Source organism: Pseudomonas sp. NFX15 (assembly GCF_049132105.1).
Taxonomy (GTDB): Bacteria; Pseudomonadota; Gammaproteobacteria; order Pseudomonadales; family Pseudomonadaceae; genus Aquipseudomonas.
The window spans coordinates 1-12,632 of sequence record NZ_JAFMPV010000011.1; the positions used below are offsets into that span (position 1 = coordinate 1).

Annotated in this window: 9 protein-coding genes and 2 pseudogenes; 5 read left to right on the forward strand and 6 right to left on the reverse strand. The window is 60.4% G+C overall.

The annotated features are described in order from the left end of the window. Positions 1-259: 259 nt before the first annotated feature. Positions 260-511 carry a glutaredoxin 3 gene (gene grxC, locus J1D76_RS13795; RefSeq protein ID WP_421138839.1) on the reverse strand — a complete coding sequence of 84 codons (252 nt, stop codon included), beginning with the start codon at positions 509-511 and terminating at the stop codon, positions 260-262. A gap of 26 nt (positions 512-537) precedes the next feature. Beyond that, positions 538-1,056, reverse strand: a complete 519-nt coding sequence (locus tag J1D76_RS13800; RefSeq protein ID WP_421138840.1) for a carboxymuconolactone decarboxylase family protein — start codon at positions 1,054-1,056, stop codon at positions 538-540. 135 nt (positions 1,057-1,191) lie between these two features. Here J1D76_RS13800 and J1D76_RS13805 point away from each other — a divergent pair, with 135 nt between their 5' ends. Continuing rightward, complete coding sequence (locus J1D76_RS13805; protein ID WP_421138841.1) at positions 1,192-2,007, forward strand: cupin domain-containing protein; 816 nt, start codon at positions 1,192-1,194, stop codon at positions 2,005-2,007. A gap of 185 nt (positions 2,008-2,192) precedes the next feature. Here the strand turns inward: J1D76_RS13805 and ilvD are convergent, their stop codons facing one another. Next, positions 2,193-3,875: a dihydroxy-acid dehydratase gene (gene ilvD / locus J1D76_RS13810; protein WP_421138842.1), complete on the reverse strand. Its 1,683-nt coding sequence runs from the start codon at positions 3,873-3,875 to the stop codon at positions 2,193-2,195. 711 nt (positions 3,876-4,586) lie between these two features. On the opposite strand from ilvD, the gene mqo reads away from it, so the two are divergent. The 3 genes from mqo (at position 4,587) to J1D76_RS13825 (ending at position 8,551) form a co-directional block, all read left to right on the forward strand. Then, the gene (gene mqo, locus J1D76_RS13815; protein WP_421138843.1) at positions 4,587-6,233 is read left to right on the forward strand and encodes a malate dehydrogenase (quinone); all 1,647 of its coding nucleotides are present in this window, start codon (positions 4,587-4,589) and stop codon (positions 6,231-6,233) included. Positions 6,234-6,655: 422 nt separating this feature from the next. Then, positions 6,656-7,897: a molybdopterin-dependent oxidoreductase gene (locus tag J1D76_RS13820; RefSeq protein WP_421138844.1), complete on the forward strand. Its 1,242-nt coding sequence runs from the start codon at positions 6,656-6,658 to the stop codon at positions 7,895-7,897. 9 nt (positions 7,898-7,906) lie between these two features. Beyond that, on the forward strand, positions 7,907-8,551 hold the full coding sequence (locus tag J1D76_RS13825) for a c-type cytochrome (RefSeq protein WP_421138845.1): 645 nt from the start codon (positions 7,907-7,909) through the stop codon (positions 8,549-8,551). 256 nt (positions 8,552-8,807) lie between these two features. Here J1D76_RS13825 and J1D76_RS13830 read toward each other — a convergent pair. Next, positions 8,808-9,613: pseudogene (locus tag J1D76_RS13830) on the reverse strand (glycosyltransferase family 2 protein). 133 nt (positions 9,614-9,746) lie between these two features. Between J1D76_RS13830 and J1D76_RS13835 the strand changes: the two are divergent. Continuing rightward, positions 9,747-9,866: pseudogene (locus tag J1D76_RS13835) on the forward strand (SAM-dependent methyltransferase); the annotation flags it as partial. A gap of 49 nt (positions 9,867-9,915) precedes the next feature. Here the strand turns inward: J1D76_RS13835 and J1D76_RS13840 are convergent. Further along, the gene (locus J1D76_RS13840) at positions 9,916-10,812 is read right to left on the reverse strand and encodes a DUF2950 domain-containing protein (protein ID WP_421138846.1); all 897 of its coding nucleotides are present in this window, start codon (positions 10,810-10,812) and stop codon (positions 9,916-9,918) included. Positions 10,813-10,838: 26 nt separating this feature from the next. Beyond that, positions 10,839-12,422: a DUF3300 domain-containing protein gene (locus tag J1D76_RS13845; RefSeq protein ID WP_421138847.1), complete on the reverse strand. Its 1,584-nt coding sequence runs from the start codon at positions 12,420-12,422 to the stop codon at positions 10,839-10,841. Between the last annotated feature and the right edge of the window lie 210 nt (positions 12,423-12,632).

Sequence of the window (12,632 nt, forward strand, 5' to 3'; positions counted from 1 at the left end):
AAGAAGACACGGATTGATGAATCGAACTATGATTTTTCATGGACTCGCCCTCGCTGTCGTTGGCTGTTTAGACTGCCACCGTGGCGCATTGACGCCTCGGCTTGGGCGAGTCCATCCAATTACAGTTCTGCGGGGCCTATCAGATATGTGAACACCGCCAATCCCTGTAGGAGCTGGCTTGCCAGCGAAGAGGCCGTCAGCTTCAACACCCCTGTCGTCTGATACAAAGCCTTCGCTGGCAAGCCAACACCTGATCGGCTCAGGCCAGCATCGACATCAGGCCACCCTGACGGTCCAGCCTGGCCAAGTCTTCGAAGCCGCCGATGTGCGTGTCGCCGATGAAAATCTGCGGCACGCTGCGGCGGCGGCTGCGGCTAAGCATTTCGTCGAACTTTGCGGGTTCGCGCTGGATGTTGATCTCCTCGATCGCCACGCCTTTGCTCGCCAGCAATGCCTTGGCGTTGCGGCAATAAGGGCAGGTGTCGGTGGTGTAAAGGGTCACGATGTTCATGGTGGGTACTCCGTCGTTCAAGTCATTCAGGCGTCAATGGCCGGGAAATCGATGTCGGTCAGGGCGGCGTTGTTCAGGTAGTTGGTCAGCGTCTGTGCCGCCACGTGGGCGATCACTTCGATGATCTTGCTGTCATCGATCCCGGCAGCACGGGCGGCGGCGATCTCGTCGCCGGTCAAGTGACCACGGCTTTCGGTGATTTGGTGGGCGAGAGCGGCAATGGCGCTGAGCTCGCCTTGTCGTGCGCTGAGGATGTCTTCTTTCGACAACCCGACCTTGCTGGCGAAAAACGTATGCGCCGCCAGGCAGTAATCACAACCATTGACCTGGGAAGTGGCGAGGAATACCGCCTCTTTTTCCGTGGCACTCAAGGTGGTTTTGGCCAACGTTGCCGAAATTTGCAGGTACGAGGTCAGTGCGACGGGCGAGTTGGCCAGCACCTTGAACAGGTTGGGCAGAAAGCCGATTTTCTTTTGCACGCCTTCCAGCAGCGGGCGGGTGGCGTCGGTGGCGTATTCGAGGCTGATCGGGGCGATGCGGGTCATGGTGATTACTCCGTAGTGTGAAGCGCGGACTGCGCTGGGTACGGAGTTGATGTTAGGGATTGGGCATGGCTTGTTGGGTGCAAATCGTCGACGATATGCGACAGATCGTCCAGAACTGCCTTCGGGAGCCTTGTCATGGATCGCTTGTCCACGTTGCTCACACACTTCGGCGTCAATGCCGGCACCTTCCATAGCGGCACGTTTTGCGGCGTTTCCGCCCATGACGGCCAACAGGCGAGCGGGCATTTGCACCTGCTCCAGGCGGGTGAGTTGCAGCTCAAGCTGGGCGATCAGCCGGACCTGCAATTGAACGAGCCGAGCCTGATCTTTTTCCCGCGGCCCTATCGACATCGGCTGTTCGCATCTGAAGCGTGCGACACGCAATTGGTTTGCGCGACACTGGATTTCGACGGTGGCGCAAGTAATGCCCTGGCCGCGGCGTTGCCGGATTACCTGGTGCTGAAACTCGATCAGATCCCGACGTTGGCCGGGACCCTGGAATGGCTGTTCAAAGAGGCGTTCGATGGTACGTGCGGGCGCGAAGCGGTGATGGATCGGCTGTTCGAGTTGCTGGTGATTCTGTTGCTGCGGCACATCCTGAGCACCACTGGCCAGCAACCGGGCATGATGGCCGGCCTCGCCGATGTGCGATTGGCGCGACCCCTGAGCCTGATGCACGAGTTTCCCGCCAAGCCCTGGAGCGTGGCCGAACTTTCAGTGGCCGCCAACATGTCCCGTGCCAGTTTCGCCGAGCATTTTCGCAAGGTGGTTGGGCAGACGCCGGTGGATTACCTGGTGAGTTGGCGCATCAGCCTGGCGCAGAAACGCCTGCGCGAAGGCCGGCCAATTGCATTGATCGCCGAGGAAGTCGGCTACGAAAGCCCCTCGGCGCTGGCCCGGGCCTTCCGCCGCAAGACGGGGCTCAGCCCGCGCGAATGGAAAAGCAGCTGAGCCGCAAAACGTTTGTTGGCACCGACACACCGCCTTCGCTGGCAAGCCAGCTCCTACAGTGGTGCGGGGTGTCAGGCTTGGCGCGTTCCTTGTAGGAGCCGGCTTGCTGGCGAAGGCGGCCTTGAATGTGGTGTTGTTTTTACGGGCGCCTTCGCTGGCAAGCCAGCTCCTACAAGGGTGGGGGGCTACAGGTATTTGTCTGTCACGGCGCCCTCTGAGGCGCTGGACACGGTCTTCGCATACTTTGCCAGCACCCCGCGTTTGTATTTCGACACCGGGCGAACCCAACGGCTCTTGCGCTCTGCCAAGTCTGCTACCGACACATCGACCGTGATCTGCCGGGTTTGCGCGTCGATGATGATCCTGTCGCCATTTTCGACCAAGGCAATCGGCCCGCCCTCGAAGGCTTCCGGCGTGATATGGCCGACCACGAAACCGTGGGAACCACCGGAAAAACGCCCATCAGTGATCAGCGCCACTTCTTTGCCCAACCCCTTGCCCATCACCGCCGAGGTCGGCGAGAGCATTTCGCGCATGCCCGGGCCGCCCTTGGGTCCTTCGTAGCGGATCACGATCACTTCGCCGGGCTGCACTTCACCATTGAGAATCCCGGCCAGCGCACCTTCCTCGCCGTGATAGACCCGGGCCGGCCCCTCAAAGCGCAGGCCCTCCTTGCCGGTGATCTTGGCCACGGCGCCGGTGGGTGAGAGATTGCCGTGCAGGATGACCAGGTGCGAGTCCTTCTTGATTGGCTGGTCGAAAGGCCGGATTACATCCTGGTCGGCCGGGTAGTCCGGTACGCTGGCGAGGTTTTCCGCCAGGGTCTTGCCAGTGACGGTCAGTGCATCGCCGTGCAGCATGCCGGCATCGAGCATGCGCTTCATCAGCGGTTGAATACCACCGATGGCCACCAGCTCGCTCATCATGTACTGGCCGCTGGGTCGCAGATCGGCGACCACCGGGGAAACCTTGCCCAGGTCGACGAAGTCATCGAGGGTCAACTCGACATCCACCGCATTGGCCATGGCCAGCAAGTGCAGCACGGCGTTGGTCGAGCCGGCGAGGGCGATCACCACGCGAATGGCGTTCTCGAAGGCTTTGCGGGTCATGATGTCGCGCGGCTTGAGGTCGAGCTTGAGCAGCTCCATGACCTGCTGGCCGGCGCGGAAACTGTCCGAGGCCTTGTCGCCGCCAATGGCGTCCTGGGAGCTGGAGCCTGGCAGGCTCATGCCCAGCGCCTCGATGGCCGAGGCCATGGTGTTGGCGGTGTACATGCCGCCACAGGAGCCGGGGCCGGGGATCGCCACTTCCTCGATCTGCTTGACCTGGATCTCGTTGATGTCGCCGCGAGCGTGCTGGCCTACGGCTTCGAACACGGAAATGATGTCGGTATGCCCGGCCCCCGGCTGGATGGTGCCGCCATAGACGAAGATCGACGGGCGATTGAGCCGCGCCATGCCGATCAGGCAGCCTGGCATGTTCTTGTCGCAGCCGCCGATAGTCACCAGGCCGTCGAAGCCTTCGCATCCGACGACCACTTCAATCGAATCGGCGATCACCTCGCGCGACACCAGCGAATACTTCATGCCTTCGGTGCCGTTGGCGATGCCGTCGGAAATGGTGATGGTGTTGAAGATCACGCCTTTGGCACCGGCAGCATTCGCGCCTTTCTCGGCTTCGAGCGCCAGTTTGTCGATGTGCATGTTGCAGGGCGTGACCATGGCCCAGGTCGAGGCGATGCCGATTTGTGGTTTCGCGAAGTCCGCATCGGTAAAGCCAACGGCCCGCAACATGGCCCGCGCGGGCGCCGCCTCGATGCCGTCGATGACGTGGGATGAGTATTTGCGCAGATCGTCTTTGTCGCTCATGACAACTCCTCGACGCCTCTCCAGGGAAACCCGATGAGTATAGACCCGGTGTAGGCGCTGGCTTGCCAGCGAAGGCGCCCGTAAGCCCTACGCAACATCCAAGACCGCCTTCGCCGGCAAGCCGGCTCCTACCAAATTGTGCAGCGAATACGGTATTTGCCGGCACAGAAAATCCCTGTAGGAGCTGGCTTGCCAGCGAAAGCGTCCGCAAGCCCAGCGCCCAATCCAAGACCGCCTTCGCCGGCAAGCCGGCTCCTACCAAATTGTGCAGCGAATACGGTATTTGCCGGCACAGAAAATCCCTGTAGGAGCTGGCTTGCCAGCGAAGGCGCCCGTAAGCCCTACGCAAAATTCAAGACCGCCTTCGCCGGCAAGCCGGCTCCTACGGTTCGACCGTGTTCGGACCGTCAAGTCGGGAACAGACGCGCGGGTTTGCCATGACGTGATATTCTTCGCGCCAACTTGGTTTGACCTGTTCAGTTTGCCTGTCTTCGCGACGGGCAGACGGAATCACTGTCGCTCAAGTAGCTGAAGCCAATAACGATAAAAAGTCAGTTCAGTAGGGACATTAAACTGGGGTCGATGCAGTTCATCGGCCTTGTGTGCCCACCCTGCAATCCTTGATGACCACACCCCATGACCTGCCGTGAAACATGGGCTGCGGGCGCGAGGATGGAAGGGCGGATGGCGTTTTATCATTAGGTGCTACAGATGTTTAAGAAAGTGAACACAGCCCTGTTGGGCCTGGCTTTGTCGATGGGGATCTCGACAGCCCAGGCGCAAGAGGCCAAGAAAGTTGATGTGCTGTTGATTGGCGGCGGCATCATGAGCGCCACGTTGGGTGTCTGGCTCAACGAGCTGGAACCTGGCCTGTCGATGGAAATGGTCGAGCGCCTCGACGGCGTCGCCCTGGAAAGCTCCAACGGCTGGAACAACGCCGGTACCGGTCACTCCGCCCTGGCCGAGCTGAACTACACCCCGGAAGACGAGAACGGCAAGGTCTCGATTCCCAAGGCCGTTGAGATCAACGAAGCGTTCCAGATCTCCCGTCAGTTCTGGGCCTGGCAAGTCCAGCAAGGCGTGCTGAAGAACCCGCGTTCGTTCATCAACTCCACCCCGCACATGAGCTTCGTGTGGGGCGATGACAACATCAAGTTCCTGAAGAAACGCTACGAAGCCCTGCAAGCGAGCCCGCTGTTCGCCGGCATGCAGTACTCCGAAGACCCGGCAGTGATCAAGCAGTGGGTGCCGTTGATGATGGAAGGGCGTGACCCGAACCAGAAAATCGCCGCCACCTGGAGCCCGATCGGCACCGACGTCAACTTCGGCGAAATCACCCGTCAGTTTGTTGCGCACCTGCAAACCACGCCGAAGTTCGACCTGAAACTGTCCAGTGAAGTGCAGGACATCACTAAGAACGCCGATGGCAGCTGGCGCGTCAGCTACAAAAACCTGAAAGACGGCAGCAAGTCCGAAACCGACGCCAAATTCGTGTTCATCGGCGCCGGCGGCGGTGCCCTGCACCTGCTGCAAAAGTCCGGTATTCCTGAAGCCAAGGAATACGCAGGCTTCCCGGTAGGCGGCTCGTTCCTGGTGACCGAGAACCCGACCATCGCCCAGCAACACCTGGCCAAGGCCTACGGCAAAGCCTCCGTTGGCGCACCGCCAATGTCGGTTCCGCACCTGGACACCCGTGTGCTGGACGGCAAGCGCGTGATCCTGTTTGGCCCGTTCGCGACCTTCAGCACCAAATTCCTGAAAGAAGGTTCGTACCTGGACCTGCTGACCACCACGACCACGCACAACGTGTGGCCAATGACCAAGGTCGGCATCAAGGAATACCCGCTGGTCGAGTACCTGGCAGGCCAGTTGATGCTGTCTGATGAAGACCGCATGAACGCCTTGAAGGAATACTTCCCGAACGCCAAGGCTGAAGACTGGCGCCTGTGGCAAGCCGGCCAGCGCGTGCAGATCATCAAGCGTGACGAAGCCGCTGGTGGCGTGCTGAAACTGGGGACCGAAATCGTCGCTTCGCAAGACGGCAGCATCGCCGGCCTGCTGGGCGCCTCCCCAGGCGCATCGACTGCTGCACCGATCATGCTGACCGTGCTGCAGAAAGTGTTCAAGGACAAGGTCGCGACCCCGGACTGGCAGGCAAAACTGCATCAAATTGTGCCGAGCTACGGCACCCAGTTGAACAACAGCCCGGAGAAAGTTGCTGAGGAATGGGACTACACCGCCAAGGTGCTGGAACTGACCCGGCCACCGGCGGTGATCGCGCCGGCCGTGAAGCCAGTGACGGTCGACACGGCTGTGAAGGCGCCGAAGGCTAACGCGGCGAGTGATATGGCGCTATAACCAGACGGCCAAATCAAAAAAAGCCCACTGAACCGGCAACGGTCAGTGGGTTTTTTTGTGGGCGATGGTCAAGACGTCGCTCGCCACAAAAAGCAGGTGCGCCTCAAGCACCGCGCTATTGCTATGCCACATCTTTCGATAACCCCCCTGTCATCAATTGAAAAGTCACTGACGCCCAATGAGAAGCAGGCCTTTTGGTCCTGACGATACTGGCTAGTTGACTGATCTCGGTAACGTGAATCCGTACGCCTGATACCTCTCCGCCCTGGCGGAAAACCTGTAGGAGCGAGCCTGCTCGCGAAGGACTCAAGTTCGCCGCGTGTATCCAGTCAGTACGCGTTTTCGTTAACGACCTTCGCGAGCAGGCTCGCTCCTACAGTAGTTAGTTGCATCTCGATAAAACAAATCATAGAGAGCGCAGAATGAAGTTCAGTTTTTTAGACAACAGCCAACCGTCCCGTCGGCGGGTTCTACGCGATGCGTTGACGCTGGCAGTGGCGGCCTCGCCATTGGCCAACCTGGCCAAAGCCGCCGATGAAAGCGCAGAGGAAGTGACCTTTGCCGCCGGCCCGCGACCGCTGGTGCAATACCCGCAAAAGCGTCCGCTGACCCTGGTGACCACGCGCCCGCCGCACCTGGAGACGCCGTTCTCGGTGTTCAACGAAGGAGCGATCACGCCCAACGACGCGTTTTTCGTGCGTTACCACCTGGCCAATTTTCCCACCAGCATCGATCCCGACAGGTATCGCCTGACGATCAAGGGCACGGTCGACACGCCGTTGTCGCTGTCCCTTGCCGAACTCAAGGCCCTCGGCGAACCGGTGGAAGTGGTGGCCGTCAATCAATGCTCGGGCAACAGCCGTGGCTTCTCGATGCCCCGCGTGTTCGGGGCGCAGTTGGGCAATGGCTCCATGGGCAATGCACGCTGGGTCGGAGTGCCGCTCAAGGCCGTGCTGGAAAAGGCCGGTGTCAAGGCTGAGGCCCAGCAGGTGACTTTCCGCGGGCTCGATAAACCGGTGCTGCCGAGCACGCCCGAGTTCATCAAGGCGCTGGACATCAGCCACGCCCTGAACGGCGAACCGATGATTGCCTGGTCGATGAACGGCACCGATCTGCCATTTCTCAACGGTTACCCGATTCGTCTGGTGGTGCCCGGTTATTTCGGCACGTACTGGGTCAAGCACCTGAGCGAGATCGAAGTCGTCGATCATACCTACGATGGTTTTTTCATGGCCAAGGGTTATCGGGTTCCCGACAACGATTGCCAGTGCATCGCCCCGGGCACTACGCCGGCACAAACCAGGCCGATTTCCAGATTGCCGGTGCGCAGTTTCATCACCAGCGTCAAACACGGCGATGTATTGCCGCTGAACAAAAAAGTGCTGCTCAAGGGCATCGCCTTCGACGGCGGCGCTGGGGTGAATAAGGTGGAGGTTTCCATCGACGGCGCAAAGACCTGGCGCGAAACCACGCTTGGGCAGGACCTGGGCCGTTTCTCCTTCCGGGAGTGGACGCTGCCGATCACCTTGACCGACAAGGGCGCCACGCCGTTGATGGTGCGCGCCACTAACAGCGCGGGCGAGACCCAGCCGATGCAGGCCGACTGGAACCCCGGTGGCTACCGTCGCCATGTCGTGGAAACCACCCACGTGACCGTCGCCTGAGGAGGCCGCATGACATCCATGAAGTTCATGACCGCCTTGTTGTGCGCGGCCCAAGTGTGTTTCACCAGCCTGGCGAGTGCCGCGCCCGTGTCGATCACATTGCCGCCGGAAACGGCGGCGCTCAAGTCCAGTACGCTGCCGGGCTACCCCTTGGCGCAGCAGAAGTGTTCGATCTGCCATTCGGCCGACTACATCAACTTCCAGCCGCCGGGAATGAGCCTGGCGCAGTGGACCGGTGAAGCGAGCAAAATGCAGCACGTGTACGGTGCGCCAATCAGCGACCAGGACGTGAATGTGATCGGTGCCTACCTGGCAGCGACCTATGGCAGTGCCAAAGAGAGCGATGCCGATGTGCAGGCCGCCTCGAATCCGCCGGCGCAACAGCCGCCGACGGTGACGGTCGCGAAAGTCGCTACGGCCTTGCTCAAGGACAACGCTTGCCTGTCTTGTCACGCCATCGACCACAAGGTGGTCGGCCCGGCCTATCACGATGTGGCGACCAAGTATGCCAACGACCCGCAGGCATTGGCGCGGGTCATGTCGAGCATTGAGCACGGCGGCAGCGGAAAGTGGGGAGAAGTACCCATGCCTCCGTTCGCGCAGTTGAGCTCTGATGACCTGAAGAGCCTGGCGACCTTCATCATGAGCCAGTAAGCCTGATGCGAAAAGCCCACTGAACCGGCAACGGTCAGTGGGCTTCTTTGTGGTTCTTCACGCAATTCCGGGAAACTGTAGGAGCTGGCTTGCCGGCGATGGACGCAAGTACGCCGTGTTTATCCAGTTTTTGCGCGTTATCGTTAGCGACCATCGCTGGCAAGCCAGCTCCTACAAGGGACCATGCTCACGCTGAAAGTAAAGTGACCTCCAAATCAGTTGAAGCTTTAAAAAAAAGGTGCGTGCTGTGTGTCGTTCAGGACATCGAGGTGTTGGCGGTGCCGAAGCGTTTGAGAATGTTGTGGTACATCCTGGTCCGCCGATGGTCTTGGGCATAGCCGCCCGCGGCGGCGACGGTGCCGGCCTGGACGTGGTCCAGGTACTTGAAGATTTTGCCGGGCGACAGGAACACCACCTTGTAACCCAGCCCGATCACCCGGTCTTGCAGTTCATAACCGGGCACCCGGTCATCGATCTGGAAGTGCAGGCCCTGTTGTTTCATCAGCTTGCAGTTCCACAGCGTGCAGAAGCTTTTCAGGTAGGTCTCGGTGTAGGGTTTTGGTTCTTTTGAGGGCAAACCCAGGGAGCGTTTCAGGCGGCGGACATGGTGCTTTGCGAAGCGTGAGGCGAGGCGCCACACAGTCCTTGGCAAGCCGCGATTGAGTTGCTCGGTGCAGCCGACCGCGATGACTTTTCGATCCCGTGTGCAGTGCTCCATCATCATCGCAAAGACGTTGGCGTCGAATACGAAGGTGTCGGTGTGCATCAGGAACAAATGGTCGGTATTGACCCTGGCCAGTGCCATGTCCAACGCCTTGCCATGGGCGATGTGGCCCGGTTCTTTGCCTGGGGCCTCGCGCTCGATCAGGTTGATCCAGTCCAGTGAGCGCAAATACTCGGTGCTGGCGTCCGCCGAATCGTTGTCCACCACCCAGACCGGTATGGCTGATGCCCGGACATGTTTTTGCAACAACTCCAGGCAGATCCTGGTGAGCTCGGGGTTTTGTAATTTACAAGAACGATGCTGAACGGCGGTTTGACGCTTTTATCGACACTGCCCATCTTCGAAATGCTCGACGACTCAAAAGCGTCGAAGACTAAAGAGGCAACCTTAGTTCAAGCTTAATTTCACGTCTGCTAGTGGTCGGTGGTGTCAATGGCACAACGAAAAAGTCCCCCCTAATGCTGTTCAACAAAACCGGGCGCACCGCTGATCGTGGCGGGCAATCACTTTGCTTATGCCAGCCAGCCCCTGCTACTTCAAGCCTGGGGCCAACGATGGCGACAGCACGGTGCCAGCCCGGAGGAAGTCAAGGACACCGTAGCGTTGCTCGACTTCGAAGTCGAAAACCGTGGCTGGACGGTCAGTCCTGCTGCGCTTGATCCTCGGGCACCTCTTTCCAGCTGTCGTCCGGATCGAAGCGCTTCATTGACTGCGCCAGTTTGTCGCCACCGGGGCCGAGGTCCTTCTCGAACACCTGGCCTTCATGGCTGATCATGAAACTCATGACGCCAGTCTCACCGTACTTCGCTGGCCAGGCGATCAACGCAAAACCGCGGCTCATCTTGTCGCGGATGAGGTAACTGTAGGCGCCACCCGGTGCCGACGGCCCTTGGCCATCGAGGATGCGGAAATGATAGCCATGCCAGTCTTCGTCGTTGATGGCCGCGCCGAACGAAGGTCCCAGCGGGCTGATCTGGCCGCTGTCGTCTTCGTCCCAGTAAAGCCCGTCGTGTTTGCCGGGGGTGCTGAAGATTTTCTGCGCGTACTCGAGTGCACCGTCACCGTCGCGGTCGACGGACGCGTAGTCCATCTGCGCATCGTGGTAGGCCAATACCGATTGCACCGCGGCGAGTTCGTTGCGACCAATCTCGCGAACACGGATCTCGGCACTGCCGGCCTTCATGTCGAAGTGCCAACCGTTGGCGTCCTTGACCAAGGGGATGGGCAGTGTCCAGTTGTCACTGCCGACCGCCAGCAAGCCCTTGCGATCAGCGGTTTTTTCAATGTGGTGCTGCTCGTGGTATTGCTGCAAAAATGCATCCACGTCTTTGCGCTGCACGCCTTCGCGGGGGATGTAGGTGTGCCAGTCTTTGCCCAGTAACTCGGTCAGGCGCGCCTGGTCGGCGTGCTCCGTGCCCAGTGCTTCGACAAAGGCTTCGGCGGCTTTTTCAGGCGTTGGAAAGACCTGCTGTGCCGCGGCCAGGCACGACCACACCAGGCCGACGGCGATCACGAGGACGTGAGGGAACCGGCCCATGAGTCCTTTCATTCGAAGATGATTGTTCACCGACGGCCCCCTCTTTGACGCGCAGGTGGATTGGACGGCCGACTGACCTGATGACCGGCCGAGCGCGAAGCATTAGGGCGATGGGCTGAAGCCTGGCTGGCACGCCCGCGATTGACCTGGGCATTGGCCTGTGACGGTGAGCGGGCACCGGCGAAGGCATTGTTGCGGGCACTGCCAGCATGGGCGGCGGGCCGTTTGTTCGAGGCCTGGCGGGTCTGCGCACTGCCTTCCCTGCGCGGGCTATGCTGCGCGGCCCGATCCCTGGGTTGTTGATTGGCCTGGTGGGACTCTCGCCTGGCGGGCTGATTCTCGCGGGTGTTGCGGGCAGTGCCCTGGCTTCTGTCAGCGGCTTTTGGCCTGTCAGCACCGGCCTGCAAGCGGTTACCGTTTGTTGCACCGGACTGGAGCTTGCGCGTTTGATCACGCGCTTCGCGGTTACTGGTGGCAGGTCGTTCGATACCGTGGCGGTCCATGGAATTGCGGGCGTTTTCTCGCGCCTGGGCGCGCTGGGCATTGTCCCCGCGATAGGCTTCCCGCTGGTTGGCGCCGTTGAGTTGGCGGCCGTACTGGGCGCGGCTGGCACTGTCTCGATAGGGCACGCCATTGCGGTGCACCGGGTTGTGTTGCCATTTATTGTTGGTGATGCGGTTGTTGCCGTTGATGTTGTTGTAGCGATTGACGTCGATATCGACGTCGTTATTGCCCCAGTCACAATCACCCCACAACGATCCAACGATCGCCACACCGGCACCGAACGCCAGCCCGGCCATCAAGGCCTGGCCAGGGTAATAGGCCGGTGGCGGTGGATAGTACGTGGGCGGCGACGCTGGATACGGCCAGGTGCCGTAGGTGGTGGTCGGATTATAGGTGGGGACGTACACCACTTGTGGATCGGCGGGCTGGATGATGATGGTTTGGGCTGGCGCCTGAGACGATTCGGGTGCAGGTGCCGAGTTGGACGTCGCGGGCGCCGGTGCCGGCGGCGCGACATTCTGGATCGTCACGTTCTGGTATTGGTTGCTCTGCAGGTTGCCCGCTTCCTGCGCCTGGCGACGCAAGCGTTGTGCGCTTTCCATCACTTCGTCAGGTTGCGCCAGGAAGGCATCCCCCAGGCGTTGGACCCAAACGGGATCCTGCCCGAGGGTGGCCAGGACTTGCGGGAATGCGACCAGCGCCTGCACGCTCGGGTCCCAGGGCTGGTTCGCCACCTGTTTGACGGCGTCGTCGCCCTTGGCATCCGGGTGTGCCTTGGACCAGGTGACCGCCTCGCCGACTTCACCCGGGTAGGTGGTGGCCATCAGGACTTGTGCCAACAGCGGATCGGGGTACAGCGCAATGGGCGCCAGCATTTGATCCAGCTGTTCCTGGGTAAACACCGGGTCCTTGGTCAGCGGCGCGGCAGGTGCTGCATTGGCAGCATTGGCAGCATTGGCCGGTGCGGGGGCTGCCGCAGGTGTCGGTGCCGGAGCGGCTGCAGGGGCCGTTGCAGCAACCGCGATGCCGTCCGTACCCAAGGCCAGGAAGGACGAACCGCTCAACAACAGTACGGCCGACAACGCATACAGTGATGGAATGTGCATCGCACCCCCATGTGGTCACGCAGGCTTGAAATGAGTGGATCATCCCTGGCAGGTGAGAGCTGACTTTGCAAGCCACAGAGCTTCGCCTCGACGCCGCTTCCTAATGGTAGCAGTTGATTTGCAGAATCAAGGCCGGCTTAAAAACTGCCTCAGATAGATCACTGGGCGCTGGCATTGCTTTCGTGTTCTTCGGCAAAAGCCATGACTCCC